Origin of the sequence: Streptomyces sp. KL116D, assembly GCF_030766975.1 — a bacterium.
GTDB lineage: Bacteria > Actinomycetota > Actinomycetes > Streptomycetales > Streptomycetaceae > Streptomyces > Streptomyces longispororuber_A.
On sequence record NZ_JASERH010000095.1, the window covers coordinates 212,726 to 236,931 of the forward strand.

27 protein-coding genes are annotated in these 24,206 nt (G+C 73.1%); 20 read left to right on the plus strand and 7 right to left on the minus strand.

The genetic code is table 11. From position 1 onward, the window contains the following. Nucleotides 1-122 precede the first annotated feature (122 nt). The 3 genes from RBJ77_RS38525 to RBJ77_RS38535 all read left to right on the plus strand — a co-directional run bounded on the left by RBJ77_RS38525 (nucleotide 123) and on the right by RBJ77_RS38535 (nucleotide 2,902). Nucleotides 123-1,166: a glutathione S-transferase family protein gene (locus RBJ77_RS38525; RefSeq protein ID WP_372349207.1), complete on the plus strand. Its 1,044-nt coding sequence runs from the start codon at nucleotides 123-125 to the stop codon at nucleotides 1,164-1,166. Nucleotides 1,167-1,203: 37 nt separating this feature from the next. After that, on the plus strand, nucleotides 1,204-2,361 hold the full coding sequence (locus tag RBJ77_RS38530) for a dihydrofolate reductase family protein (protein ID WP_372349208.1): 1,158 nt from the start codon (nucleotides 1,204-1,206) through the stop codon (nucleotides 2,359-2,361). 94 nt (nucleotides 2,362-2,455) lie between these two features. Then, the gene (locus tag RBJ77_RS38535) at nucleotides 2,456-2,902 is read left to right on the plus strand and encodes an SPW repeat protein (protein ID WP_372349209.1); all 447 of its coding nucleotides are present in this window, start codon (nucleotides 2,456-2,458) and stop codon (nucleotides 2,900-2,902) included. Here RBJ77_RS38535 and RBJ77_RS38540 read toward each other — a convergent pair. After that, complete coding sequence (locus RBJ77_RS38540) at nucleotides 2,853-3,809, minus strand: DMT family transporter (RefSeq protein ID WP_372349210.1); 957 nt, start codon at nucleotides 3,807-3,809, stop codon at nucleotides 2,853-2,855. The genes RBJ77_RS38535 and RBJ77_RS38540 overlap by 50 nt on opposite strands. Before the next feature lie 83 nt (nucleotides 3,810-3,892). Here RBJ77_RS38540 and RBJ77_RS38545 point away from each other — a divergent pair, with 83 nt between their 5' ends. The 4 genes from RBJ77_RS38545 (at nucleotide 3,893) to RBJ77_RS38560 (ending at nucleotide 7,684) form a co-directional block, all read left to right on the plus strand. Beyond that, nucleotides 3,893-4,513 (plus strand): TetR/AcrR family transcriptional regulator, encoded by a 621-nt coding sequence (locus RBJ77_RS38545; RefSeq protein ID WP_372349211.1) that lies wholly within the window; start codon nucleotides 3,893-3,895, stop codon nucleotides 4,511-4,513. Next, a complete protein-coding gene (locus RBJ77_RS38550; RefSeq protein WP_372349212.1) occupies nucleotides 4,510-4,944 on the plus strand; it encodes a protein phosphatase in 435 nt (144 codons plus the stop codon). Before RBJ77_RS38545 ends, RBJ77_RS38550 begins: the two co-directional genes overlap by 4 nt. A gap of 136 nt (nucleotides 4,945-5,080) precedes the next feature. Next, a complete protein-coding gene (gene otr(A), locus RBJ77_RS38555; RefSeq protein ID WP_372349213.1) occupies nucleotides 5,081-6,988 on the plus strand; it encodes a tetracycline resistance ribosomal protection protein Otr(A) in 1,908 nt (635 codons plus the stop codon). 48 nt (nucleotides 6,989-7,036) lie between these two features. Continuing rightward, a complete protein-coding gene (locus RBJ77_RS38560; RefSeq protein ID WP_372349214.1) occupies nucleotides 7,037-7,684 on the plus strand; it encodes a DUF4230 domain-containing protein in 648 nt (215 codons plus the stop codon). 37 nt (nucleotides 7,685-7,721) lie between these two features. Here the strand turns inward: RBJ77_RS38560 and RBJ77_RS38565 are convergent, their stop codons facing one another. Both RBJ77_RS38565 and RBJ77_RS38570 read right to left on the minus strand, forming a co-directional pair. Next, on the minus strand, nucleotides 7,722-8,105 hold the full coding sequence (locus RBJ77_RS38565; protein WP_372349215.1) for a hypothetical protein: 384 nt from the start codon (nucleotides 8,103-8,105) through the stop codon (nucleotides 7,722-7,724). An 84-nt stretch (nucleotides 8,106-8,189) separates the two neighbouring features. Continuing rightward, nucleotides 8,190-8,999 (minus strand): putative protein N(5)-glutamine methyltransferase, encoded by an 810-nt coding sequence (locus tag RBJ77_RS38570; RefSeq protein WP_372349216.1) that lies wholly within the window; start codon nucleotides 8,997-8,999, stop codon nucleotides 8,190-8,192. Between the two features lie 238 nt (nucleotides 9,000-9,237). Here RBJ77_RS38570 and RBJ77_RS38575 point away from each other — a divergent pair, with 238 nt between their 5' ends. From RBJ77_RS38575 to RBJ77_RS38590, 4 genes are all read left to right on the plus strand, one after another. After that, nucleotides 9,238-9,825: a methylated-DNA--[protein]-cysteine S-methyltransferase gene (locus RBJ77_RS38575; RefSeq protein WP_372349217.1), complete on the plus strand. Its 588-nt coding sequence runs from the start codon at nucleotides 9,238-9,240 to the stop codon at nucleotides 9,823-9,825. Nucleotides 9,826-9,893: 68 nt separating this feature from the next. Further along, nucleotides 9,894-10,625, plus strand: coding sequence for a 2OG-Fe(II) oxygenase (locus RBJ77_RS38580; RefSeq protein ID WP_372349218.1), 732 nt, complete (start codon nucleotides 9,894-9,896; stop codon nucleotides 10,623-10,625). 98 nt (nucleotides 10,626-10,723) lie between these two features. Further along, on the plus strand, nucleotides 10,724-11,500 hold the full coding sequence (locus tag RBJ77_RS38585) for a slipin family protein (RefSeq protein WP_372349219.1): 777 nt from the start codon (nucleotides 10,724-10,726) through the stop codon (nucleotides 11,498-11,500). Nucleotides 11,501-11,543: 43 nt separating this feature from the next. Next, nucleotides 11,544-11,975: a nuclear transport factor 2 family protein gene (locus tag RBJ77_RS38590; RefSeq protein WP_372349220.1), complete on the plus strand. Its 432-nt coding sequence runs from the start codon at nucleotides 11,544-11,546 to the stop codon at nucleotides 11,973-11,975. Nucleotides 11,976-11,979: 4 nt separating this feature from the next. On the opposite strand, the gene RBJ77_RS38595 is transcribed toward RBJ77_RS38590, so the two are convergent. From RBJ77_RS38595 to RBJ77_RS38605, 3 genes are all read right to left on the minus strand, one after another. Then, a complete protein-coding gene (locus RBJ77_RS38595; RefSeq protein ID WP_372349221.1) occupies nucleotides 11,980-13,386 on the minus strand; it encodes an MFS transporter in 1,407 nt (468 codons plus the stop codon). After that, nucleotides 13,383-13,838 carry a MarR family transcriptional regulator gene (locus tag RBJ77_RS38600; protein WP_372349222.1) on the minus strand — a complete coding sequence of 152 codons (456 nt, stop codon included), beginning with the start codon at nucleotides 13,836-13,838 and terminating at the stop codon, nucleotides 13,383-13,385. Before RBJ77_RS38600 ends, RBJ77_RS38595 begins: the two co-directional genes overlap by 4 nt. A 101-nt stretch (nucleotides 13,839-13,939) precedes the next feature. Further along, nucleotides 13,940-14,566 carry a TetR/AcrR family transcriptional regulator gene (locus RBJ77_RS38605; RefSeq protein WP_255966830.1) on the minus strand — a complete coding sequence of 209 codons (627 nt, stop codon included), beginning with the start codon at nucleotides 14,564-14,566 and terminating at the stop codon, nucleotides 13,940-13,942. Between the two features lie 140 nt (nucleotides 14,567-14,706). On the opposite strand from RBJ77_RS38605, the gene RBJ77_RS38610 reads away from it, so the two are divergent. Together RBJ77_RS38610 and RBJ77_RS38615 are read left to right on the plus strand one after the other, a co-directional pair. Then, entirely contained in the window at nucleotides 14,707-16,149 is a 1,443-nt protein-coding gene (locus RBJ77_RS38610) for a cytochrome P450 (protein WP_372349223.1), read from the plus strand. A gap of 91 nt (nucleotides 16,150-16,240) precedes the next feature. After that, nucleotides 16,241-16,396, plus strand: a complete 156-nt coding sequence (locus tag RBJ77_RS38615; protein ID WP_372349224.1) for a hypothetical protein — start codon at nucleotides 16,241-16,243, stop codon at nucleotides 16,394-16,396. Between the two features lie 15 nt (nucleotides 16,397-16,411). Here RBJ77_RS38615 and RBJ77_RS38620 read toward each other — a convergent pair whose 3' ends face one another. Then, nucleotides 16,412-17,155 carry an MgtC/SapB family protein gene (locus RBJ77_RS38620; RefSeq protein WP_372349225.1) on the minus strand — a complete coding sequence of 248 codons (744 nt, stop codon included), beginning with the start codon at nucleotides 17,153-17,155 and terminating at the stop codon, nucleotides 16,412-16,414. A gap of 87 nt (nucleotides 17,156-17,242) precedes the next feature. Between RBJ77_RS38620 and RBJ77_RS38625 the strand changes: the two genes are divergently transcribed. The 7 genes from RBJ77_RS38625 (at nucleotide 17,243) to RBJ77_RS38655 (ending at nucleotide 24,187) form a co-directional block, all read left to right on the plus strand. Continuing rightward, nucleotides 17,243-17,500 (plus strand): hypothetical protein, encoded by a 258-nt coding sequence (locus RBJ77_RS38625; RefSeq protein ID WP_255966820.1) that lies wholly within the window; start codon nucleotides 17,243-17,245, stop codon nucleotides 17,498-17,500. 61 nt (nucleotides 17,501-17,561) lie between these two features. After that, nucleotides 17,562-18,827, plus strand: a complete 1,266-nt coding sequence (locus RBJ77_RS38630; RefSeq protein WP_372349226.1) for a cytochrome P450 — start codon at nucleotides 17,562-17,564, stop codon at nucleotides 18,825-18,827. Nucleotides 18,828-18,837: 10 nt separating this feature from the next. Continuing rightward, the gene (locus RBJ77_RS38635) at nucleotides 18,838-19,626 is read left to right on the plus strand and encodes an arylamine N-acetyltransferase (RefSeq protein WP_372349227.1); all 789 of its coding nucleotides are present in this window, start codon (nucleotides 18,838-18,840) and stop codon (nucleotides 19,624-19,626) included. An 87-nt stretch (nucleotides 19,627-19,713) separates the two neighbouring features. Further along, on the plus strand, nucleotides 19,714-20,841 hold the full coding sequence (locus RBJ77_RS38640) for a substrate-binding domain-containing protein (protein ID WP_372349228.1): 1,128 nt from the start codon (nucleotides 19,714-19,716) through the stop codon (nucleotides 20,839-20,841). Between the two features lie 103 nt (nucleotides 20,842-20,944). Next, nucleotides 20,945-22,303, plus strand: a complete 1,359-nt coding sequence (locus RBJ77_RS38645) for an ABC transporter substrate-binding protein (protein ID WP_372349229.1) — start codon at nucleotides 20,945-20,947, stop codon at nucleotides 22,301-22,303. A gap of 31 nt (nucleotides 22,304-22,334) precedes the next feature. Continuing rightward, the gene (locus RBJ77_RS38650; protein WP_372349230.1) at nucleotides 22,335-23,318 is read left to right on the plus strand and encodes a carbohydrate ABC transporter permease; all 984 of its coding nucleotides are present in this window, start codon (nucleotides 22,335-22,337) and stop codon (nucleotides 23,316-23,318) included. Next, on the plus strand, nucleotides 23,315-24,187 hold the full coding sequence (locus RBJ77_RS38655; RefSeq protein WP_372349231.1) for a carbohydrate ABC transporter permease: 873 nt from the start codon (nucleotides 23,315-23,317) through the stop codon (nucleotides 24,185-24,187). The genes RBJ77_RS38650 and RBJ77_RS38655 overlap by 4 nt, the downstream gene beginning before the upstream one ends. Nucleotides 24,188-24,206 lie beyond the last annotated feature (19 nt).

The following is a 24,206-nucleotide window of genomic DNA, read 5'->3' on the forward strand; positions in this document are numbered from 1 at the left end:
GTGCCTTCCCTCGCGGTGTGTGCTCCGTCCGGGTCCGAGCCTCTCACCGTCCACCGACAGTCGCCTCCGGCGTGGTGGTGCGCGCCGTGCGGGACGGGCAGGCTCGTAGAGGCGCCACCCGGATGCGCGCCCGGCGACCGACTCTGGAAGGAGCCCCTGTGGACGACACCGAAGGCAAGGCAGGCGAGGACCCGAACGCGGGCAACGCCGCGTACGGGAAGAAGAGCTTCAAGCGGTCCCGCAGTCACTTCGCCGACCGGATCACGGCCGACGCGGCGGACGGCTGGCCGGTGGAGGCGGGCCGCTACCGGCTCGTCGTCAGCCTCGCCTGTCCGTGGGCGAGCCGCGCCCTCGTCGTGCGGCGGCTCCTCGGCCTGGAGGACGCCCTGTCGCTGGCGGTCACCGACCCGATCCAGGACGACCGCAGCTGGCGCTTCACGCTCGATCCGGACGACCGCGACCCGGTGCTCGGCATCCGCTACCTCAGCGAGGCGTACGACGCCCGGGAGACCGGCTACCCGGGCGGGGTCAGCGTGCCCGCGATCGTCGACGTGCCGTCCGGCAAACTCGTCACGAACGACTTCCAGCAGCTCACGCTCGACCTGGAGACCGAGTGGACGGCGCTGCACCGGCCCGGCGCGCCCGACCTCTACCCGGAGCCGCTGCGCGCGGAGATCGACGAGGTCATGGAGGGCGTGTACCGGGACGTGAACAACGGCGTGTACCGGGCCGGGTTCGCGAACAAGCAGAGCGAGTACGAGGACGCGTACCGCGATGTGTTCGCACGGCTCGACACGGTGTCGGAGCGCCTGGCGGGGCAGCGCTACCTCGTCGGGGACACGATCACCGAGGCCGACGTCCGCCTCTTCACGACCCTCGTCCGGTTCGACGCGGTCTACCACGGCCACTTCAAGTGCAACCGGAACAAGCTGACCGAGGACCCGGTGCTGTGGGCGTACGCCCGGGACCTGTTCCAGACGCCCGGCTTCGGCGACACCGTCGACTTCGACCACATCAAGCGGCACTACTACGAGGTGCACCGCGGCATCAACCCGACGGGCATCGTGCCGCTCGGGCCCGATCCGGCGGGCTGGCTGACCCCGCACGGGCGGGAGCGGCTGGGCGGCAGGCCGTTCGGTGACGGCACGCCGCCGGCGGCTCGGTAGGGTCGGGGCGTACCTCCCGACCGGCCACGGAGTCGCCATGTCCCGCCCCCACGTGCTGTTGTCCGCCGCCGTCTCGCTCGACGGGTGCCTCGACGACACCGGTCCCGAGCGGCTGCTGCTGTCGGGCGCGGCCGACTTCGACCGGGTCGACGCGGTGCGGGCGGCGCACGACGCGATCCTCGTCGGGGCGGGGACGCTGCGCGCGGACCGGCCGCGGCTGCTGGTCAACTCCGCGGAGCGGCGCGCCAAGCGGGTCGCGGACGGACTGCCCGCGTATCCGCTGAAGGTGACGGTCAGCGCGTCCGGCGACCTCGACGCCGGTGATCCGTTCTGGACGACGGGCGGCGCGCGGCTCGTGTACACGACGGACTCGGGCGCGCCGCTCGCCCGCGAGCGGGTGGGCGCGGTCGCCGACGTCGTGGCGCTCGGCCCGGCCGTCGACTGGGCCGGCCTGCTCGACGACCTGGGGGCGCGCGGGGTGCACCGCCTGATGGTCGAGGGCGGGGCGCGGGTGCACACCCAGCTGCTGCAGCTGGGCCTCGCGGACGAACTGCGGCTCGCGGTCGCGCCGTTGGTGGTCGGCGAGCCGGACGCGCCACGGCTGTTCGGGCCCGGCGCGTATCCGGGCGGCCCGCGCAGCCGGATGCGGGTCCTGGACACGGAGCGGGTCGGCGACGTCGTGGTGATGCGGTACGCGCCGACGGTGCCCGGCACCACCGACGCGGCCACCGCCGCGGACCGGCACTGGCTGCGGCTCGCCTGCGACCTGGCCGAGGACTGCCCGCCGTCCCGCACCGCCTTCAGCGTGGGCGCGGTGATCGTGGCGGCCGACGGCACGGAGCTCGCGCGGGGGCACTCCCGGGAGGCGGGCGACCCGGTCGTGCACGCCGAGGAGGCGGCGCTCGCCAAGCTGCCGGCGGACGAGCCGCGCCTCGCGACGGCGACGGTCTACAGCAGCCTGGAGCCGTGTGCCCGCCGGGCGTCGCGGCCGAAGCCGTGCGCGCGGCTGATCGTGGACGCGGGCGTGCGCCGGGTGGTGACGGCGTGGCGGGAGCCCGACACGTTCGTGCCGGGCGCGGACGGCATCGGGGTGCTGGCGCGGGCGGGGGTCGTCGTGGCGGAGGTCCCGGAGCTCGCCGAGGCGGCCGTGCGCCCCAACGAGCACCTGGTCACCACGGGTACACATAAGGGATAAATAAGAGCAGAATGGTGGTGCGCGGCCTCGCCGCCGGTTCGGCGGCCCCGTCGCGCCGACGCGGTCGGACTCACGAACCAAGGAGTCGATAGCCATGGCCGACGTTTCCCACCACAGGGGCGACCTCGCAGGTCACCCCGATGCTTCCGAGATGCGGGACCGGTACGCGCGCGTGCTCGGTGGCCGCGAAGGGGCGCTCGTGGACGGGCCGGTGTTCCTGCTCGGCCTCTACTGCGCCTTCTCCCCCTGGGCGGTGCACTTCTCCGGCAGCCAGCCCTCGCTCGCGACGCACAACCTGATCATGGGCATCGCGATCGCGCTGCTGGGACTCGGGTTCACCGTCGCACCCGCCCGCATGTACGGCCTGAGCTGGGCCATGTGCGCCATGGGCGCCTGGATGATCGTCTCCCCGTGGGTCGTGGGGTCGAGCCCCGACACGGGCGTCATCCTCAACAACGTCATCGTCGGCGGTCTCGCCCTCGCGCTCGGCCTCATGTGCACGGGCTCGGCGGCGAAGAGCGCTCGCGAGACCCGGACGTAGGAACGGAGTCGACCGACGACGGCCCGCGGGCGTCAGCCCCGGGCCGTCGCCCGCGTCCGCCGCGCTGCACCACCACGACGGCCGCGAGGCCGAGTCCGAGCCCGAGCGCGGTCCGTACGCCGAACGGCTCGCCGAACATCAGCGCTCCCCACACCGCCGTCACCGGCGCCATGAGGAACATCAGGGTGTTGACCTGGGTCAGCCCGCGCCGGCGCAGCACGAGCCAGTACAGGCCGTAGCCGCCGAACGTCGACAGGCCCACCAGCCAGGCGATCGCCAGCCAGAAGGAGGGCGCGGCGGGCGGCTCGACCCCGCCGACGAGCACGGCCAGGCCGGTGAAGACCACGGCGCTGGTGGCGCAGTGCACGGTCAGTGCGGCCAGCGGTTCGACACGGGTGGGCGAGCGGCTCTCCACGAACGTGGCCGCGACCAGCGACAGCATGCCGAGGAACGGGATCGCGTACGCCCACCAGGCCACCCCCGTGACCGCCGTCGCGTCGGCGGTGGTGACGACGGCGACGCCGGCCACACCGAGGCAGAGGCCGAGCCATTGGCGCGCGGTGACGTACTGCCGCAGCAGCGGTCCGGCGAGTGCGCCCGCGACGAGCGGCTGGGTGCCGTCGATGAGCGCGGTCGTGCCGCTGGAGACGCCGAGCTGGATCGCGCAGTAGACGGTCAGCAGGTATCCGCTCTGCGAGAGGGCGCCGACGACGGCCTGCCGCCCCAGGTCGCGCGCCGACAGGGTGCGCAGACAGGTGCGGCCGGCCACCACCACGAGCACGAGCGCGAGCGGCAGGAACCGCCACATCAGCGTGGTCACGGCACTGGCCTCGCCGGCGCCGAGCTTGGCTCCGATGAAGCCGGAGCTCCAGGTCACGACGAAGCCGACGGACAGCAGGACGTTCATGGTGCGGCCACCACCTCGGGGCACCTCGGGTATACAGATCTGTCTACATGGCCCCACTATACAGATCGGTTTACTCTGGGGGCATGCGTACGACGACGAGCTCAGCCCCGCCGGCCGTCGAGCCGGACCGCCCCGACCTCACCCCGGCCGCGCGCCGCGTCCTGGAGACGGCGTCACGGCTGTTCTACGAGCGCGGCATCCACGCCGTGGGCGTGGATCTGATCGCGGCGGAGGCGGGCGTCACGAAGAAGACGCTCTACGACCGGTTCGGCTCCAAGGAGCAGATCGTCGTCGACTACCTGGCCACCCGGGACGCCCGCTGGCGCGCCTACCTCGCCGCTCGTCACGATCCGGCCGGGCTCTCCCCCGTCGACCGGGTGCTGGCGGTCTTCGACGCCTCCCGGGAGTGGATGGCCGAGCACAGCGGCAAGGGGTGCAGCATGGTCAACGCGCACGCCGAGATCAGCGATCCCGCGCACCCCGCGTACGCGGTGATCACCGGGCAGAAGCAGTGGATGCTGGAACTGTTCACCCGCCTCGCCCAGGACGTGTCACCGGACGCGGCACGGGAGTTGGGCCGTTCGCTGATGCTGCTGCACGAGGGCGCGCTGGTGTCGGACGGGCTCGACGTGTTCCCCGACGCGTTCGGCCGGGCGCGGCGCCTCGCCGCGTTCCTCCTGTCGGCCGCCCAGGAGGTCCGATGACGTGGGACGCGGCCGGACCCGGAGTACTGCGACTGCCGTCAGGGCGGCTGGTGCGGGGGCGCGGCCTGCGGCGACCGCTGCCGCCCGGCCCGTCCCCCGCGTACGGGATCTATCTGCTGGGGTCCCCGCCGCCGCCCACGGACTGGGAGTCGGCCTGGCTGCGCTGGCCGGACTTCCGGCTGCCGGCCGACGCGGCGCTCGCCCGCACGGTGCTGGCCGAGGCGTGGCGGCGGTGCGCCGACGAGCGGGTGGAGCTGGCGTGCGCCGGCGGGCGCGGCAGGACGGGAACGGCGCTCGCGTGCCTCGCGGTCCTGGACGGCGTGCCACCGGCGGAGGCGGTCGCGTACGTGCGCGAGCACTACGACCGGCACGCCGTGGAGACGCCCTGGCAGAAGCGGTACGTGCGCCGGTTCGCCCCTGCGGGAAATTGAGTTGCGCGGGCCGGTGACCCGCTGCGCACCATAGGCGGGTCACAGCCCTCGCCGGAGCAGGAGAACGGAATGCGCCGATTCCTCGAAGCAGTTCAGCGACCCCGCCGGACCATCGTTTTCGAGGACTCGACCATCCATGCAGACCCCGCAGGCACGCACGACCCTGAACATCGGCATTCTCGCCCACGTCGACGCCGGTAAGACCAGCCTCACCGAGCGGCTCCTGTTCGACACGGGCGCCATCGACCGGCTCGGCAGCGTCGACGGCGGCGACACCCGTACCGACACCGGCGCGATCGAGCGGCAGCGCGGCATCACGATCCGCACGGCCGTCGCCGCGTTCACCGTCGGCGACACCCAGATCAACCTCGTCGACACCCCCGGCCACTCCGACTTCATCGCCGAGGTCGAGCGGGCCCTCGACGTGCTCGACGGGGCCGTCCTGCTGATCTCCGCGGTGGAGGGCGTGCAGGCGCAGACGCGCGTGCTGCTCAAGACGCTGCGGCGGCTCGGGCTGCCCACGCTCGTGTTCGTGAACAAGATCGACCGGGCGGGTGCCCGGGTCGCTCCGCTGCTCGACGACATCCGGCGCAGGCTCACTCCGCACGTGGTGCCGCTCGCCGACGTACGGGGCGCGGGCACGCCGGACGCCACGGTCCTGCCGCGCCCGCTGGACGCGTCGGCCGCGCAGACCGTCGCCGAGGTGGACGACTCGATCCTCGCGGCCCTGGTCGACGGCCCCGCGCCGGACACCGCCACGGTGCGGGCCGCGCTGACCACGCGGACCGCCGCCGGGGCGGTCCACCCGGTCCTGTTCGGTTCCGCCATCGGCGGGCAGGGCGTCGGCCAACTCATCGACGCGGTGCGGGAGTTCGTGCCGCCCGCTGGGAAGGCGGACGCCTCGGCGCTGCCGTCCGGCACCGTGTTCGCGGTACGGCGCGGACCCGCGGGCGAGCGGATCGGCTCGCTGCGCCTGTACGACGGCGAGGTGCGGGCCCGGCAGAAGGCGACGTTCCTGCGCCGGGACGCCGAGGGCGGCACGGAGCGGATCGCCGGACGGATCACCGGACTGCGGGTCGTCGGCGCCGGCGGTGACGTCGCGGGGCCCGGGCAGATCGCCGAGGTGCGCGGCGTCGCGGGCCTCCGCGTGGGCGACCGGCTCGGCGAACTCCGGGACGGGCGCGCCCGGTTCGCGCCGCCGACCCTCCAGACGGTGGCCCGGGCGGTGCGCCCCGGCCAGGGCGCCGCACTGCGCGCCGCCCTCCTCGAACTCGCCGACCAGGACCCGCTGATCCACGCCCGCCCGGCGTCCGACGGCGCGACGTCGCTCCTGCTCTACGGGGAGGTGCAGAAGGAGGTCGTCGCGGCCACGCTCGCCGACGAGTTCGGCATCGACGCCGTCTTCGAACCGACTCGCGTGCGCTGCGTGGAGCGACCCGTGGGGACGGGGGAGGCCGTCGAGGAGATGGGCCGGCACAGCGTGACCGGGCTGCCCGCGACGGTCGGCCTGCGCGTCGGTCCCGGCCCGCACGGCTCGGGCCGCGTCTTCTCCTACGAGACCGAACTGGGCGCGCTCCCCCGGGCGTTCCACCAGGCGATCGAGGACACGGTGCACGCCACGCTGGCCGGGGCCGGCGGCCCGGCGGGCTGGCCGGTTACGGACTGTCACGTCACCCTGATCCGCTCGGGGTTCGATTCGCCGGTCAGCGTGGCGGGGGACTTCCGCACCGTGACCGCGATGGTGCTGCGGCAGGCGGTGGAACGGGCCGGGACGCAGGTCTACGAACCGGTCCACGCCTTCGAGGTCGAGGTGCCCCTGGACGCGCTCGCGGCGGTGACCGCCCATCTCGCCTCCCTGGGCGCCGAGTTCGGGGAGACGACCGGCGGCACCGAGTCGTGGGTGGTCACCGGGGAGCTGACGGCACGCCGGGTGCGCGAGGTGGAACTGGCGCTGCCGGGGCTCACGCGCGGCGAGGGGGTGTGGTGGTCCCGGGTGTCGGGTGACCGGCCCGTGCGGGCGCCGGGGTCGCTGCCGAAGGCGTGATCAGCGGATACGGTGGAACCCGACCTCCATGGGAAGGAGGTTTCCCTCATGAGGTCGAGGGCTCTTCTGTTGCCCCGGTGGGCAAAAGCCGTGGTGGTGCTCGTCGTCGTGCTGGCGCTGGTCTTCACCGGACTGCGTCTGCTGAACAGGCTCGACGGCGTCTTCGGCACCGAGACGCACGACCGGTCGGGACCCGCGCTGCTCAAGTCGGTGCGGGATCTGAGCCGTTACGACGCGGCGTCCGGGAACTTCCAGGTCGTGGTCGACCTGGAGAAGGACGCCAAGTATCTGCCGGACGCTATCCGCGGCACCCGGACCCTGTACGTCGGGGCCGGTTCGGTGGACGCGTACGTGGATCTGGGGAAGGTCGGCGACGGTGACGTGCGGGTGAACGGTGACCGTACGTCGGCGACGCTGCGGCTGCCGCACGCGCGGCTCGCGCGTCCCGCGCTCGACACCGAGCGCTCCTACGCCGTGTCGAAGCAGCGCGGGCTGCTCGACCGGCTCGGCGACCTGTTCTCGGACAATCCGAACGACGAGCGTGCGGTGCGGGAGCTCGCCGCACGGCACATCGGCGAGGCCGCGCGGGACAGCGATCTGACCGGCCGGGCCGAGCGCAACACCACCGAGATGCTCCGGGGGCTGCTGAAGTCCCTGGGGTTCGAGAAGGTGCGGGTGTCGTACGAGGCCGCCTGACCCGGGCGGTGCGGGAGACTGCGCCTGACGGCAGGCCCTAGGCGCGGCCCGTCAGGCGCAGTTCCACGGCGTGCTCCTGGTCGCCGGGGGTGGCGGAGGTCTCCGTCACCTCGAACGCCGCGTCGAGCGTCGCGCGGAGGTGGTCCAGGGCGTCGTGGCCGCCCTGGAGGTCCGCCGTGACGGGGGCCGTCAGCAGGGTCGGCGCGGGGCGGGGTGCCTCGGGCGTCACGTCGACCGTCGTCAGCCAGACCGTGGCGTCCTCGGCGGGCCGGTCGTCGGGGCCGCGGTCCGTCTCGTACGCCGCGCAGAGCACCGCGAAGACCGTCGCGGCGTCCTGTGCGGCGCATGCGCTGAGTGTCACGCCCACCGCGGTGGGCCCGTAGCCGTGCACGGGGGTGGTGGTGCGGGTGTGGTCGGTCATGGCGGAGCCCCTCTCCGAAGCGGTGCCGGTACCGGTGCCGGGTCCGAGCCGGGTACCGGCCACGCCGGGCCCCAAACCCCGACGTCAGCGACGGGTACGGGTGCCGATGACCACGGTCGCGTACAGGTCGTCGTCCTCGATGACCCGGGCGGCGAGACCGGCGGCGCGGACCGCCGCCTCGGCGTCGGCGGCCTGGCGTTCGCTGGTCTCCACGAAGAGGTGGCCGCCGGGCGCGAGCCAGTCGGGCGCCCCGGCCGCCACCCGGCGCAGCACGTCGAGGCCGTCGGCCCCGCCGTCGAGCGCCATGCGCCGCTCGTGGTCGCGGGCCTCGGGCGGCAGCAGCGGCACGTCGTCCGTCGGGACGTAGGGGCCGTTCGCGATCAGGATGTCGACCCGGCCCCTGAGCGATGCCGGCAGCGGGTCGTACAGATCGCCCTCGTGGACCTGGCCGCCATGCTGTTCGACGTTGCGGCGGGCGCAGCGCACCGCGGCCGGGTCCAGGTCGGCGGCGTGCAGGGCGGCGGGGCGGCGGCCGGCGAGCACCGCGGCGACCGCGCCCGTGCCGCAGCACAGGTCGACGACGACCGCGTCGGGCGGGGTCAGTGCCGCGGCCCGGCGGGCCAGGAACTCGGTGCGGCGGCGCGGCACGAACACCCCGTCGTCCACCACGATCCGCAGCTCGCAGAACTCGGCCCAGCCGACGACGTGTTCCAGCGGCCGTCCGGCGGCGCGGCGCTCGACGAACGCGGCCAGTTCGGCGGCGTCGCGTGCGGTGGACAGCAGGATGCGGGCCTCGTCCTCGGCGAACACGCAGCCGGCGGCGCGCAGGACCGCCACGACCTCGGCAGCGGACAGCAGGGGGGACGGGAGGGACGGACGCGGATGAAGCGACATGCTCGGGGAGACCTCTCGGTACACCTGGGGGGCTCCCGGTCGCCGTACGGCCGCCGTCCCGCTCAGACCGAGCGGGCGGGAAGCGCGACGGAAGAAGGGAGCTCCCGACCTGACACAGCGGTGATCGGACTCACCTCCTCGTTCCTCGTGGCGCTGTTGGGCCCGGTCACACTACCGCACGGGACACCGCGTCCGAATCCCGCCAGCACCCGGTCCCGCGCGCGACCACGCTGGAGTCATGAACAGGAACGGGACCACGGAAGACACCACCCGCACGGCCACCGGCACGCCCGCCGAGCCGCCCGCCGACCTGCTGTACGCCACGCTCCCCGGACCCCTGGGCGACATGCTCCTGGTCGGTGTGGAGTCGGAGCGGGCGCCCGGCGGCACGGCGCTCGTGTCGCTGTCGCTGCCCGGTCAGTGCGGGCGGGCCGGCGTCCGCGCCGGATGGCGGCACGCGCCGGACGCCTTCGGCCCGGCCGCCCGGCAGCTGGCGGAGTACTTCGACGGCCGCCGCACCGCCTTCGAGCTGGCCTTCGCCCCGAGCGGCGACGCCTTCGAGCGCCGGGTGTGGGACGCCCTGGAGTCGGTGCCGTACGGCAGGACGACCACGTACGGCGCCCTCGCCGAGCGGCTCGGCGTCCCCCGCGGCGAGGTGCGCGAGCTCGGCGCGGCCATCGGCCGCAATCCGCTGCTGATCGTCCGCCCCTGCCACCGCGTCATCGGCGCCGACGGCACCCTCAAGGGCTATGCGGCCGGAGTCGCCCGCAAGGAACAGCTGCTGGTGCTCGAAGGGGCCCTGCAGCCCCAACTCCCGCTGCCCTGAACCGAAGACGCAGCCGGCTGCCGGGCCGCCTGGGGTACAAGAACCAGAACAAGAAGAGGACCGCACCCATGACCAGCATCGCGACCACCACCCCCGCCCTGCGGCGGATCGACGCCGTCGACTGGGCCGAACTCACCGCCGAGCTGGACGAGTTCGGCAGCGCCCTGACCCCGCGGCCGGTGCTCACGCCCGCCGAGTGCCGGTCCGTCAGCGCGCTCTACGACGACGTGGCGCGGTTCCGGTCGACGATCGACATGGCCAGGTACCGGTTCGGCCGGGGGCAGTACCGCTACTTCGACCATCCGCTGCCCGACCTCGTACGGGAGTTGCGCGCGGCCTTCTATCCGCGGCTGCTGCCGATCGCGCGGGAGTGGGCGCGGCGCCTGAACCGGCCCGCGCCGTGGCCGGACACCCTCGACGCGTGGCCGGAGCGCTGCCGCGCGGCGGGGCAGACCCGGCCGACCCCGATCCTGCTGCGCTACGGCGCCGGGGACTGGAACGCGCTGCACCGGGACCTGTACGGCGAGCTGGTGTTCCCGCTGCAGGTCGTGATCGGTCTGGACGAGCCGGGCGCCGACTACCGCGGCGGCGAGTTCCTGATGACCGAGCAGCGGGCCCGCGCGCAGTCGCGGGGCTTCTCGACGACGCTGCTCCAGGGGCACGCGCTGGTGTTCACCACCCGTGACCGTCCGGTGCGTTCGGTGCGCGGCTGGGCGAACGGTCCGATGCGGCACGGCGTGAGCACCGTTCGCTCCGGACGCCGCCACACGCTGGGGCTGGTCTTCCACGACGCCGAGTGATCCGCACCCGCGCCGGCGGCGAGCCAGGACCCTCGACCGCGGACCCTCGACGGGCATATCGTTGGATATCTGGATGACTCAGACATCTGGGGGTCGCCATGGTCCAGGAACTGGTGCTGGCGGGCGCGGGGGTGGTCTCCGCCTGCCTGGTGTACGTGGCGGCGGCGGCCCGCGTCGTGAAGCAGTACGAGCGGGGCGTCGTGCTCCGGCTGGGGCGGCTGTCCGGCGGGGTGCGCGAACCGGGGTTCACGCTCGTCGTGCCGGGGGTCGACCGGCTCCGCAAGGTCAACATGCAGATCGTGACGATGCCGGTGCCCGCGCAGGAGGGGATCACGCGGGACAACGTCACGGTGCGGGTGGACGCGGTCGTCTACTTCAAGGTCGTGGATCCGGCGAACGCGGTGATCCAGGTCGAGGACTACCGGTTCGCGGTCTCGCAGATGGCGCAGACGTCGCTGCGCTCCATCATCGGCAAGAGCGATCTCGACGACCTGCTCTCCGACCGGGAGAAGCTCAACCAGGGTCTGGAGCTGATGATCGACAGTCCGGCCGTGGGCTGGGGCGTGCAGATCGACCGGGTCGAGATCAAGGACGTCTCCCTGCCGGAGACGATGAAGCGGTCGATGGCGCGGCAGGCGGAGGCGGACCGGGAGCGGCGGGCGCGGGTGATCAACGCGGACGCGGAGCTGCAGGCGTCGAAGAAGCTGGCCGAGGCGGCCGGGGTGATGTCGGAGCAGCCGGCCGCGCTGCAACTGCGGCTGCTGCAGACCGTGGTGGCGGTCGCCGCCGAGAAGAACTCGACGCTGGTGCTGCCGTTCCCCGTGGAGCTGCTGCGCTTCCTGGAGCGGGCCCAGCAGCCGCCGCCCACCGCCTGACCGTCGGGTAGCGTCACCCGCAACCGGCAGGCGGGAGACGGCCATGGACCAGGCGCACGACGACACCGGGCGGGCCGCGCGGCGGTTCGTCGCCGCGTGGGAGGCGGGGTGGGCGGGGCACGACGTGGACGCGCTGCTCGCGCTCTACGCGGAGGACTGCGTGCACCGGTCCATGCCGTTCCGCGCACCGCACCGGGGCCGGGCGGCCCTGGGCGAGTACCTGCGCTGGTCGTTCGTGGACGAACGGCCGGTCGACGTGCGGTTCGGGGAGCCGGTGGTGGGCCCCGGCGGGGTCGCGGTCGCCGAGTTCCGGGTGCTCGCCGAGGAGGACGGCCGGCCGACGACGCTGGCCGGGTGCGTGTTCGTACGGTTCGACGACGCCGGGCTCGCCGTGGAGACCCGGGACTACTGGCACACCGCCGACGGGCACCGGGAGCCGGAGGGCGGGCTGTTCCTGACGCCCCGCGAGGGCTGAGGTCTCACGCCGTGGAGCGGCGCAGGGCCCGGTCCGTCACCGTCAGGGCGACGAGCAGGACGCCGAGGACCACCGAGACCCCCGCCATCAGGTGCAGTCCCGCGTCGTCGGCCCGCTGCCCGTAGGCGAGGGCGATCAGGCTGGACGCGGTGATCGCGCCGATGTACTGGGCGGTGCGCTGGAGGCCGGCCGCGGCGCCGATGTCGGCGGCGGGCGCGTACTCCTGGACCGCGGCCTGGTTGCTGGTGCCGATGAGCCCCTGCGGGATGCCGAAGCAGGCGCCGGCCAGCAGAAGGACGCCGAGCGGGGTGCTTCCCGACACCAGGGTGAGCAGCCCCGCGCCCGCGGTGAGCAGCACGCAGGCGACGGTGAGCGGCGCGCGGATGCCCCGGGTGCGGGCGCCGAGCAGCGAGCAGACCAGGGCGGCCACGGACATCGGCAGCATCAGCAGTCCGGTGTGCCCGGAGGAGTAGCCGCGCCCCTCCTCCAGCCACTGCGTGAAGCCGTACATGACGATGTAGATGAGCAGATAGCTCAGGCCGTGGCGGAGGTAGGTGCGGGCGAGGGGGCCGTTCGCGGCGAGCATCCGCACGTCGATGAACGGAGCCGCACAGCGCAGCTGCCACCACAGCAGTCCTGCCGCGAGCACCCCGAACGGGGCGAGCAGCCACCACAGGGGGGGCGACAGGTCCAGGAGGAAGAAGACGAGGACCGTCAGGGCGGTGGCGAAGAGGCTGATGCCCTGGACGTCGAGCGCGAGCCGCGGCGCGGGGTCCGCTCCGGTGCGGCGGGGCGGGTCGGCCGGGATCCAGATCAGGGCGCAGACGAACGCGACGACGGCGACCGGGACGTTGACGGCGAAGATGCCGCGCCAGCCGACGACCGTGACGAGCAGTCCGCCGAGGGTCGGGCCGACGGCGGCGCTGCCGAGCGCCGCGAAGGAGAGGCGGGCCATGACGGGCCGGGGCGGGCGGCGCCCCACGCGGTGGCCCTCGTCGCGCAGCACGGCCATGGCGGCCGGGTAGGCGGCGGAGGTGCCGATGCCGAGCAGCAGCCGCGAGACGACGAGCCAGCCGAACGCGGGGGCGAGGGCGCCGACGACTCCGGAGGCGCAGACCACGACGAGGCCGGCGAGGAAGACGCGGCGGGGGCCGATCGCGTCGGCGAGTTTGCCGAGGACGGGCTGGGCGACGGCGCTCGCGAGGTAGAGGACGGATATCAGCCAGGCCGTGTCGGCGGCGCCGATCCCGAAGTGGTGCCCGATCGCCACCAGGGCGGTGGAGATCATCGTGGTGTTGAGCGGGTTCAGGAGCGAGCCGAGCAGTAGCGGGGCGGTGAGCCGGACGCTGAATCCGGTGCGCGCGGGCGACGTCGCGACCAGGGTCGCCGTGTCACCCGCGTCACCGGTCACTTCTGCACCAGCCGTTCCAGGAGCGCGGCTGCTTCGGCGACGGTGCGGCGCTCGTCCGCGTCGAGCTCCGACGCGAGGGCCTGGGCGAGCCAGCCGTGCTTGGCGGCGCGGACCGAGGCGAGGGTGGCGCGGCCGCTGTCGGTGATCGACATGACGGACTGCCGGCCGTCGGTCGGGTCGGGGCTGCGGGCCACGAAGCCCTGCTCCTCCAGGGCGCCGAGCGTGAGGCGCATGGACTGCGGCCGGACGTACTCGGAGCGGGCGAGGGCGGCCGTGGTGGCCGGGCCCTCGGTGTCGAGGCGGGCGAGGACCGTGCGCTGGGTCGGGGTGAGCAGGCTGTCCGGCGACGCGGTGCGCAGCCGCCGCGAGAGCCGTCCGACGACGGTGGCGAGATCGGCGGCGATCCGCTCGGTGGGCGGCTCGGCGGCCGCGGGTCCCTGCGTTCCTGGCATGGGTCCACCGTACGAGTTCGACAGGAAGCCTTGCAAGTTTTCCTTACGACCTTGTGATGCCGGACGGCCTCAGGACCTCAGGACTTCAGGACCTCAGGACCTCAGGAAGCGATCGCCCCCAGCAGCGCCCGGGCGCACAGGTCCCGCACCTGCTCCCTGGTGAGCTCCGGCTCGTCCAGCCAGTCCAGGCAGACGGCGACGAGGAAGGCCAGCCAGCCGCGTACGGCCAGCCGGAGGGCGGGCCCCTCGGGGAGCCGCCCGACGGTCTGCGGATCGGCGGCCAGGGCGGCCATGATCTGCTCCTCGTGGGCGGCGAGGCCCTCCCGGTACACGGCACGCACGGTCGGATCGCCCGCCGCCTCGGCGCGATGGAAGGCCCGGAATCCGTGCGCGTGCGCGGCGACGTACTCCAGGAAGGTGTCGAGCCCGGTGCCGAGCTGGTCGCGGACCGGAATGCCGGGAACCGCGGCGGTCAGCCGGAGCATCCGCTCGCTCTCGCGGCGCACGACGGCGGCGAAGAAGTCCCGCTTCGTCGGGAAGTAGTGGTAGAGCAGCCCGCGCGAGACGCCCGCGATCTCGGCGACCTGCTCGATCCACACGTCGTCGTAGGGGTCCTGGGCGAACAGCCTGGCACCCACGGACAGGAGTTGCTCCCGCCGCTCCTGCGTACTCAGCCTGCGCCGGGTCCGCTCCCCAGCCGCCCGCACTCCCCCGCGCTCCGCATCCATGGCCGCACCCTACTGGGGTTCCCCCGCTTACTTGACGTGAGTTCAACAACAGGCCCAGACTGTGGCGCATTATTGAATCCACGTCTAACAAGGTGTTCCGGCGGACCCAACGAGCCGGTGGCGCAAGGGAGATGGGCACGATGGCGCAGGTGACGGAGACGGCGGGCAGTGCCCTGCCGCGGGGCTTTCGCAGTGCCGAGCAGGGCTGGCCGCGCCTGGACCGGATCCCGCACCCGCCGCGCCGGGTGCCGCTGATCGGCGACGTCGTCGGCACCAACGTCCGCACACCGCTGCAGGACTCGATGCTGATCGCCGCCGAGCTCGGGCCGATCTTCCGCCGCAAGGCGTTCGGCAAGGAGATCGTCTTCGTCTGGGGCGCGGACCTCGCGGCGGAGCTCGCCGACGAGTCGCGGTTCGCGAAGCACGTCGGGCTCGGGGTGGCCAATCTGCGGCCCGTGGCGGGCGACGGACTGTTCACCGCGTACAACCACGAGCCCAACTGGCAGCTGGCGCACGACATCCTGGCCCCCGGCTTCAGCCGCGAGGCGATGGAGGGCTACCACCCGCTGATGCTCGACGTGGCCGGGCAGCTGATGTCCGCGTGGGACGCGAGCGAGGCGGCCGGGCGGCCGGTGGACGTGCCGGGCGACATGACGAAGCTGACCCTGGAGACGATCGCGCGGACCGGGTTCGGGCACGACTTCCAGTCGTTCGAGCGCGAGCAGCTGCACCCCTTCGTGACCGCGATGGTGGGCGCGCTGTCGTTCGCGCAGCGCCGGAACGTCGTGCCGCCGCTGCTGTCGGGCCTGCTGCGGGGCGCGGAGAAGCGGAACGCGGCCGACCGCGCCTATCTGAACCGCACCGTCGACGAGGTGATCGCCGCCCGGCGCGCCGGGGGAGACGGCCCCGGCGACCTGCTCGACCGGATGCTGGAGGTGGCCCACCCGGAGACCGGTGAGCGGCTCGCACCGGAGAACATCCGCCGCCAGGTGATCACCTTCCTGGTGGCGGGCCACGAGACGACCTCGGGCGCGCTCTCCTTCGCCCTGCACTACCTCGCGCAGCACCGGGACGTCCTGGCGAAGGCCCAGGAGGAGGTCGACCGGGTCTGGGGCGACGCGCCCGTGCCCGCCTACGAACAGGTCGCCAAACTGCGCTACTTGCGGCGGGTGCTGGACGAGTCGCTGCGGCTGTGGCCGACGGCGCCGGCGTTCGCCCGCGAGGCCGTCGCCGACACCACGCTCGGCGGGACGCACCCGATGCGGCGCGGGGCGTGGGCGCTCGTCCTGACCACGATGCTGCACCGCGATCCCGCGGCGTGGGGCGGCGACCCCGAGGCGTTCGACCCGGAACGGTTCGCGCCGCAGGCGGTGCGGGCCCGTCCGGGACACGTCTTCAAGCCGTGGGGCACGGGCGCCCGCGCCTGCATCGGCCGCCAGTTCGCCCTGCACGAGGCCACCTTGGTGCTCGGCCTGCTGCTCCGCCGCTACGACCTGTCCGCCGAGCCCGGCTACCAGCTGCGGATCACCGAGCGGCTGACGCTGATGCCGCGCGGGCTGCGGCTGCACCTCACGCGCCGCTGAACCACCACCGAGGGCCGGGGCGCACCTCGTAAGGTGCGCCCCGCCCTCTACGGGTGGTGCGGTGTGCTGCTCGCCATCGGCGGGGCAACGCGTGGCCGGCCAGCATGCGGCACCGGACGATGCCCCTGGGGCGGTGATGGAGTCCGGCCGCCTCACCGAACTCGGGCCGCGCGCCGACCTGGTGGCGGCGGACGGCGCGTACGCGGCGCCGTGGCGGGCCTGGCACGGGGACGGCGGGACCGGCTGACCTGGGGTGCGCGGTTCAGTCGTCGGCGGCCGACGCCAGGGCCGCCACGTCCAGGACCCCGTCCACCTCGGCCAGCACGGCGACCAGTTCGGGGACGCCGGCCGCGCCCTCGATCTCCATCCGCACCGCCATGGTGCCGCGCCGGCCGGGGCCGGGTTCCCACTCGGTCCGGTCGGTGCGCACCTCGACGACCCGGAAGCCGCGGCTCGTGCACTCCTCCAGGACGCGGGTCAGCACGCTGCTGCCCACCTGATAGGCGAGGTGCAGGCCCGAGCGGCGTTCGGCGGTCAGTGCCGGGACGCGGCGCGTCACCCACGGGTAGCCGCGGACGACCAGGAAGTGGCAGGCGGTCGCGGCCATCGCGAGCAGGGGGAGCCCGCCTCCGCAGGCCATGCCGATGGCGCAGGTCAGCCAGACGGTCGCGGCGGTGGTGAGGCCGCGTACGGCGTCCCTGCGCACGAAGATGAGTCCGCCGCCGATGAAGCCGATCCCGGAGACGATCTGGGCGGCGACCCGGGACGGGTCGAAGGCGACACCGTCCATGCCGAGCACGGAGTTGAAGCCGTGCTGCGACACCTCCATGAACAGGGCGCTGCCCACACCGACCAGGGTGTGCGTGCGCAGGCCCGCGCTCTTCTGCCGCACGGCGCGCTCCGCGCCGATCAGCGTGGACAGCACCAGCGCCAGGCCCAACTCGGTGAGCTGGCGGACGCCTTGCCCCGCCGCGGGATCGAACAGCGGCAGTGCGTGCGACGACAAGCGGATCCCTCCTCGTCCTCGGTTCCCCGCAGCGTAGTCCCGCCCCATTGGCGAGGGATTGTCAGACCCGTGCGCAAGAGTGGAGGCATGAACGGGACCAGGAACTCCAACAGGCACGGACAGCAGACGAAGCATCACGAGGTGGCGGCGGCGCAGGCGTGCCTGCGGCTGCTGCACACGGCACGCGCCGCGCTCTCCGGCACCGAGCCACCCGCCACGGCGTCCGTCCTCGCCGTGCCGATCGCGGAGGCGGACGAGGCACTGCTCAAAGCGGGTCTCGCGGGGAACGAGGCGTGGTTGCTCGACCGCATCTACGATCTCGGACTGGACCCCGATACGCCGTAGGGGCCCCGCAGTTCACCGAACCCGTGCCCGACGTGCCCGACCGACCTGCCAGGAGTCCGAGTTGACCACGCCCTCCCCCGCGCCGTCCGCACGTCCGCCGCACCGCATCGACCCGGCGGGCGGCTGCCCGCACGCGCTGAACGCCCGCTTGCTGGCGGGCGGCGCGGTGGCGCCCGTGGTGCTGCCCGGCGAGGTGCCGGGCATGGTCGTCCTCGGGCACGAGGCGCTCAAGGAGTTCCTCGGCCATCCCGACGTCGCCAAGGACGCCCGGCACTTCGCGGCCCTGGCCGAGGACCGGATACCGGCGGGGTGGCCGCTGCGCACGTTCGCGACGGTGCGCGGGATGACGACGGCCGACGGGGACGACCACCGGCGGCTGCGGTCGCTGGTGAGCCGGGCGTTCACGGCGCGCCGGGTGGAGGAGCTGCGCCCGCGGGTCGAGCAGCTCACCGACGAGCTGCTGGACGGCGTCGCCCGGCACGCGGCCGGCGGCGACGGCGTGGTCGAGCTGCGCAAGCACTTCGCGCTGCCGCTGCCGATGCGGGTGATCTGCGAACTGTTCGGGGTGGACGAGGAGTTCAGGGGCAGGCTGCACCACCTGTCGAGCCAGGTCGTGTCCACCAGGACCAGCCCCGAGGAGGCGCTCGCCGCGAACAAGGAGATGGTGACGCTGCTCGCCCAGGTGGCGGCGGCCCGCGCCGCGTCGCCCGGCGACGATCTGACCAGCGCCCTGATCGCGGCCCGCGAGGCGGACGGCGACCGGCTCGACCAGGAGGAGCTGATCGGCACGCTCATCCTGTTCGTGATAGCGGGTCACGAGACGACGCTGAACCTGATCACGAACGCGGTGCGCGCCCTGTGCGCGCACCGCGACCAGCTCGCCCTGGTCACGGCGGGCAGGGCGACCTGGTCGGACGTCGTGGAGGAGACGCTGCGCTGGGACAGCCCGGTGAGCTACTTCCCGTTCCGCTACCCGACCCGGGACCTCACGGTCGGCGGCACCGTGATCCCGCGCGGCACCCCCGTGCTCGCCGGCTACTCGGGCGCGGGCCGCGACCCGGCGGCCCACGGCCCGGACGCCGGCCGCTTCGACCTCACCCGGCCCGCGCGGGGCCGCCATCTGTCGCTGGGCCACGGGGCGCACTACTGCCTGGGTGCCCCGCTCGCCCGGCTGGAGGCGACGACCGCGCTGGAGCGGCTGTTCACCCGGTTCCCCGACCTGGATCTGGCGGTGCCGGACGAGGAGTTGCCGGCCCACACCGGTTTCGTGGGCAACAGCGTGCGGGAGCTCCCGGTCAGACCGGGGCAGGATGTCGGGCATCGGTGACAATTGCCCCATGGATTCCCTTCGGACCGACGCCTATCTGCGCCGCATCGGTGCCGAGCGCCCCGCGGCGCCGACCACCGACGCGCTGCGCGCCCTGCACCTCGCGCACCTGCGGACCGTGCCGTTCGAGAACCTCTCCGTGCACCTGCGCGAGGAGGTGCTGCTCGACGCGGACGCGCTCGTCGCCAAGCTCGTGGACCGGCACCGCGGCGGCTTCTGCTACGAACTGAACGGCGCGTTCGCCGCGCTCCTGCACGCCCTCGGTTATGAGGTGACGCTGATGCAGGCGCGGGTGGCGAGCAAGGACGGCCATCTCGGCATCCCGTACGACCACCTCGCGCTGCGGGTGCGCACGGCCGAGGGGCCCGACCTGCTCGCCGACATCGGCTTCGGCACGCACACCCACTATCCGCTGGTGTTCGACGAGCGCGGTGACCAGCCCGACCCCGGCGGCACCTTCCGGATCGAGGAGGCCACCGACGGCGACCTGCTGGTGCTGCGCGACGGCGACCCGCAGTACCTGCTGGATCAACGGCCGCGGGAGCTGCGGGACTTCGAGGCGGGTGCCTGGTACCACCGCACGTCGCCCGACTCGCACTTCACCCGGTCCCTGGTCTGTTCCCTGCTCACCGTCGGCGGACGGATCACCCTCAGCGGTCATACGCTCACCACGACGACGGGCGAGGACCGCACGCGCGTCGAGCTCCCCACGGACGCCTCCGTGCTCGACGCCTACGACCAGCACTTCGGCATCGTCCTCGACGACGTCCCGCCCGAACCGAATACCGCCGAGGACTGACCCCGCCCGCGACCCGCTGGTTATGCTGCCGCCGAAGCGTTCAGTGAAGCGCTCAAACGAACAGCGGGTTGCGAGGGGGCCTTCAGCATGCGCGAACCGGTCGATCTCAGGCGGCAGCGGATCCTCGCCGTGGTGCAGTCGCGCGGCGCGACCCGGGTGAGCGATCTCGCGGCGGAACTCGCGGTGTCGGTGGTGACGCTCCGCCGCGACGTCGAGGAGCTGGCCAGGGAGGGCAAGCTGCGCCGCGGCCACGGCGTGGCCCGCCCGGTGCTGCCCGCGGCGGCCCTGACCACCGCGCCCGCCGAACCGACGGCCGACGGCGGCCCCGTCGCGGTCGTCGTGCCCGAGCGGCACGCCTATCTCTACGAGGCGCTGCACGGCGCCCGCAGCGCGCTGGAGGAGGCCGGGATCCGGATCGCGCTGCACATCGCGCCACCGCTGCCCGGCACCGAACAGCCCATCGTGGAGCGGGCGTTGGCGGACGGTGCGCGAGGGCTGCTGATCGCGCCGCGGTGGCGCAGCAGCGCCACGGAGGAGGCCGACTACGCGTGGCTGTCCCGGCTCGGGGTGCCCGCGGTGGTGATGGAGCGCAGGCCGCGCCGCGGCAGCGCGCTGCACGCCATGGACACGGTGTGCACGGACCACTGGTACGGCGTCCATCTCGCGGTCGAGCACCTCACGGGCCTGGGGCACCGGCGGATCGTGCTCGCCGCGCGCGACGACAGTCCGACGGCGCGCGCGGTGCGCGCCGCGTTCGCCGAGATCGCGGCGGCGCACCCGGACGTCGACGCCTGGGCGACGGCGCTGAGCGCCCCCGGCGCGGCTCCCGACCCGGAGGCGGAGAGCGCCGAGCAGCCCATCGAACTCGCCTCCCTCCTGGCCGAGTCGGGGGCGACCGCAGCGCTGCTGCACGGCGACGTGGACGCGCTGATGCTGGTGCAGTCGCTGCGGGACGCCGGGGTGCGGGTCCCGGAGGACTGTTCGGCGATCGCCTACGACGACGTGGTGGCGGGGCTCGGCAGCACGCCGCTGACCGCAGTGTCGCCGCCGAAGGCCGAGATCGGCCGGGCGGCGGCGGAGCTGCTGCTGCTGCGGCTGGGCCGGGGGCCCGCGGGCGGGGCGGATCCGGCCCGGCGTCTGGAGCTGCTGCCGACGCTGCAGGTGCGCGGTTCGACGCAGTCACCGGCCGCCGCCTCAACTCCGGCATCACCATGAGCGTTTGATCGATTCATTTTCTTCTGATCGATCTATTGACCCGGTCCGCTCAGCCGATCAGTATTCCCGTGACTCGAACACGCAGGAGCCGCGGGAGGCGCCCATGCCTGGTCGACCGAGCCGTCAGAGCCGTCGGTCCGTCCTCGCCGCGATCACCGCGCTGCCGCTGACGGGCGCCCTGGGCGCCTGCAGCACCGACGGCGGCGCGTCATCGCAGAGCAACAGCAGCACGTCAGGCAGCAAAGGCACGACCACGATCACGTTCTGGTCCGCGCTGCGCGGCAGCCAGGAGGTCGTGGACGCCTTCAACAAGACGCACGACCACATCCAGGTCGCCTTCGAGCAGATACCCTCCGGCACCCAGGGCGGCTATCTCAAGCTCAGCAACGCGGCCCGGGCCGGCAACGCCCCCGACGTCGCCACCATCGAGTACCCGCAGCTGCCGGGCTTCGCGATCGACGGCGTCGCCCGTGACATCACGTCGATGGTCGGCGACGGCCTGCGGGCCAAGCTGCTGCCGCAGTCGCTCGGCCAGACGACGTTCGAGAACCGCACGTACAGCGTGCCGCTCGACATCGAGCCGATGGTGATGCACTACCGCGAGGACCTCTTCGACCGGTTCGGCTTCGACGTGCCCACCACCTGGGACGAGTACGCCGAACTGGCCCGCCAGGTGCGCCGCATCGGCGGCGGCCGCAGGCTCGCCACGTTCCCCACGGACGGCATGTCGCAGATGGCCTCCTGGTGCTGGCAGGCCGGCGCCCAGTGGTTCGACACGTCGAAGGGCGCCTGGAACGTGTCCATGGCCGACGCCCCGACCCGCAAGGTCGCCGCGTACTGGCAGCGCCTCATCGACGAGGACCTCGTGTACTGCAACTCGCAGACCGCCCGGGTCTACGACGCGCAGATCGGCAACGGGCTGGTCCTGACCCGGCTCAGCGGTGCCTGGGACGCGGGGGCGCAGATGAAGGCGCGCCCGGAGCAGAAGGGCAAGTGGCGGATCGCCCCGCTGCCGCAGTGGACCGCGGACAGGCCGTCGCTCGGCACCCACGGCGGCTCCACGTTCGCGGTGACCAAGGACAGCACGCACCCCGAGGCCGCCATGGAGTTCATCGAGTGGCAGGTCTCCCACCCCGACGCCCTCAAGGCGCGGCTCTCCAGCGGCGCGAGCAGCCAGTACCCGGCCGCGACCGAACTGGTCGAGGTGGGCCGCGCCGCCTTCGACCGCGCCTACTACGGCGGCCAGGACATCTACCGGCTCTTCGAGGAAGAGGCCCACAAGATCCGCGACGGCTGGGTGTGGGGTCCGCGCATGACCGCCACCGGCTACGTCATGCAGGACGCCTTCGCCCGGGCCGGGGCCGGCTCGGGCACGCTCCTCGACGCGATGCGCGCCGCGCAGGACGGCACGATGCCCGACCTCAAGGCGCTCGGCCTGTCCACCACCCAGCACTCCACGTGACCGCCCGCACCCCGAAAGGCAGGTGACCCCCATGACCGTGACAGCCCACGCCCCTTCGGCGGCGACCACCCCGCAGCGGGCGGACGGCGTCTTGCGGCGCAAGGCGCAACGGGCGGCCGAGCGCCGCCGCAACGGCGCCGCGGGCGTCCTGATGGCCCCGTTCTTCGTCCTCCTCACGCTGGTCTTCCTGATCCCGGTCGGGACGGCGGCCTGGCTGAGCTTCTTCAGCGACGACCAGCCGGGCCTCGGCTTCGGCGCGGAGCGCACGGTCTTCGTGGGCCTGCGCTCGTACGCCGCCGTGCTCACCGACCCGACGTTCCTGTCCGGGCTCGGCACGGTGGCGCTGTACTGCCTGATCTACATCCCGCTGATGGTGATCGGCTCCCTCGCGCTGGCGCTGCTGCTCGACTCGGGGGTCGTACGGCTGCGCTCCTGGGCCCAGTTGGGCCTGTTCCTGCCGCACGCGGTGCCCGGCATCATCGCCGCCCTGATCTGGCTGTACCTCTACACACCCGGCATCAGCCCGGTCATCGAGGCCCTCGGCAAGGCCGACGTCACCGTCGACTTCCTGGGGCTGCACACCACGCTGCCGTCGATCGTGAACATCGCCCTGTGGAGCAACCTCGGCTACAACATGGTGGTCTTCTACGCGGCCCTCCAAGCGGTCCCCCGCGAGGTCCTGGAGGCGGCCGTCGTCGACGGCGCCGGCCCGGTGCGCACCGCACTGCAGGTCAAGGCGCCGCTCGTACGTTCCTCGATCGTCATGGTCGCGATGTTCACGCTGATCTGGGCGCTCCAGCTGTTCACCGAACCGATGCTGCTGCACCAGTCGTCACAGATGATCAACACCCGGTTCTCGCCGAGCATGTACATCTACGACGCCGCCTTCAGCCGCAACAACTACTCGCTCGCGGCCGCCGCGTCGGTGATCCTCCTGATCATCACGATCGCCGTCTCGTACGGCGTGACCCGCTGGACCAACCGCGTCGACTCGTCCGAGGAGAACGCCCGATGACCATCGCCGAGTCGAGGGGCACCAGGCCCCTGCGCCCGCGCATGCTGGGCCGCGCGACCGTCAACGCGGTCGTCGTGATCTCCGTCCTGTACACGCTGCTGCCGGTGCTGTGGCTGGTGCTCGCCGCGTCCAAGTCCCGCGACGCGCTGTTCAGCAGCAGCATCCTGTCCTTCAGCGACTTCTCCCCGGTCCAGAACGTCAAGGACCTGTTCGCGATGGACGACGGCCTGTACGGCCGCTGGTACGGCAACAGCCTGCTGTACGCGGTCCTGGGCGCGGCCCTCGGCTCGCTGATCAGCGTCGCCTGCGGCTACGCCTTCGACAAGTACCACTTCCGGCACAAGGAGAAGCTGTTCGGGCTCGTCCTCGCCGCCGTGATGGTGCCGCAGACCGTCCTCGCGCTGCCGCTCTACCTGATCGCGTCCGAGACCGGCGTCGTCAACACCTTCTGGTCCGTGTTCGTCCCGGTGCTGTTCAACCCGTTCGGCGTGTACCTGGGCCGGATCTTCAGCCAGGGCTACGTGCCCGACGAGGTCCTGGAGGCGGCCCGCGTCGACGGCGCGGGCGAACTGACCACGTACGTCCGGGTCTCGCTGCGGATGCTGGGCCCCGGCCTGGTCACCGTCTTCCTCTTCCAGCTCACCACGATCTGGAACAACTTCTTCCTGCCGATGGTGATGCTGTCGAACCAGGACCTCTATCCCGTCAGCCTCGGCCTGTACCAGTGGAACAGCCAGGCGTCCGTCTCTCCCGAGTACTACCCGGTGGTGATCATGGGTTCGCTCCTCGCGGTCCTCCCGCTCATTCTCGCGTTCGTCCTCCTCCAGCGGTTCTGGCGGTCCGGCCTGACGGCGGGGGCGGTCAAGTGACCCTGCCCCGCGTGGTGCT

Bases quoted from the DNA above. Each gene is read 5' to 3' on its own strand.
- RBJ77_RS38565 (WP_372349215.1), bottom strand. From the start codon at position 8,105: ATGACCGACCACACCCGCACCACCACCCCCGTGCACGGCTACGGGCCC.
- RBJ77_RS38655 (WP_372349231.1), top strand. From the start codon at position 23,315: ATGACCATCGCCGAGTCGAGGGGCACCAGGCCCCTGCGCCCGCGCATG.
- RBJ77_RS38545 (WP_372349211.1), top strand. From the start codon at position 3,893: ATGCGTACGACGACGAGCTCAGCCCCGCCGGCCGTCGAGCCGGACCGC.
- RBJ77_RS38525 (WP_372349207.1), top strand. From the start codon at position 123: ATGCGCGCCCGGCGACCGACTCTGGAAGGAGCCCCTGTGGACGACACC.
- RBJ77_RS38650 (WP_372349230.1), top strand. From the start codon at position 22,335: ATGACCGTGACAGCCCACGCCCCTTCGGCGGCGACCACCCCGCAGCGG.
- RBJ77_RS38580 (WP_372349218.1), top strand. From the start codon at position 9,894: ATGACCAGCATCGCGACCACCACCCCCGCCCTGCGGCGGATCGACGCC.
- RBJ77_RS38610 (WP_372349223.1), top strand. From the start codon at position 14,707: ATGGCGCAGGTGACGGAGACGGCGGGCAGTGCCCTGCCGCGGGGCTTT.
- RBJ77_RS38560 (WP_372349214.1), top strand. From the start codon at position 7,037: ATGAGGTCGAGGGCTCTTCTGTTGCCCCGGTGGGCAAAAGCCGTGGTG.
- RBJ77_RS38590 (WP_372349220.1), top strand. From the start codon at position 11,544: ATGGACCAGGCGCACGACGACACCGGGCGGGCCGCGCGGCGGTTCGTC.
- RBJ77_RS38550 (WP_372349212.1), top strand. From the start codon at position 4,510: ATGACGTGGGACGCGGCCGGACCCGGAGTACTGCGACTGCCGTCAGGG.
- RBJ77_RS38640 (WP_372349228.1), top strand. From the start codon at position 19,714: ATGCGCGAACCGGTCGATCTCAGGCGGCAGCGGATCCTCGCCGTGGTG.
- RBJ77_RS38575 (WP_372349217.1), top strand. From the start codon at position 9,238: ATGAACAGGAACGGGACCACGGAAGACACCACCCGCACGGCCACCGGC.
- RBJ77_RS38625 (WP_255966820.1), top strand. From the start codon at position 17,243: ATGAACGGGACCAGGAACTCCAACAGGCACGGACAGCAGACGAAGCAT.
- RBJ77_RS38540 (WP_372349210.1), bottom strand. From the start codon at position 3,809: ATGAACGTCCTGCTGTCCGTCGGCTTCGTCGTGACCTGGAGCTCCGGC.
- RBJ77_RS38585 (WP_372349219.1), top strand. From the start codon at position 10,724: ATGGTCCAGGAACTGGTGCTGGCGGGCGCGGGGGTGGTCTCCGCCTGC.
- RBJ77_RS38645 (WP_372349229.1), top strand. From the start codon at position 20,945: ATGCCTGGTCGACCGAGCCGTCAGAGCCGTCGGTCCGTCCTCGCCGCG.
- RBJ77_RS38530 (WP_372349208.1), top strand. From the start codon at position 1,204: ATGTCCCGCCCCCACGTGCTGTTGTCCGCCGCCGTCTCGCTCGACGGG.
- RBJ77_RS38605 (WP_255966830.1), bottom strand. From the start codon at position 14,566: ATGGATGCGGAGCGCGGGGGAGTGCGGGCGGCTGGGGAGCGGACCCGG.
- RBJ77_RS38635 (WP_372349227.1), top strand. From the start codon at position 18,838: ATGGATTCCCTTCGGACCGACGCCTATCTGCGCCGCATCGGTGCCGAG.
- RBJ77_RS38600 (WP_372349222.1), bottom strand. From the start codon at position 13,838: ATGCCAGGAACGCAGGGACCCGCGGCCGCCGAGCCGCCCACCGAGCGG.
- RBJ77_RS38570 (WP_372349216.1), bottom strand. From the start codon at position 8,999: ATGTCGCTTCATCCGCGTCCGTCCCTCCCGTCCCCCCTGCTGTCCGCT.
- RBJ77_RS38535 (WP_372349209.1), top strand. From the start codon at position 2,456: ATGGCCGACGTTTCCCACCACAGGGGCGACCTCGCAGGTCACCCCGAT.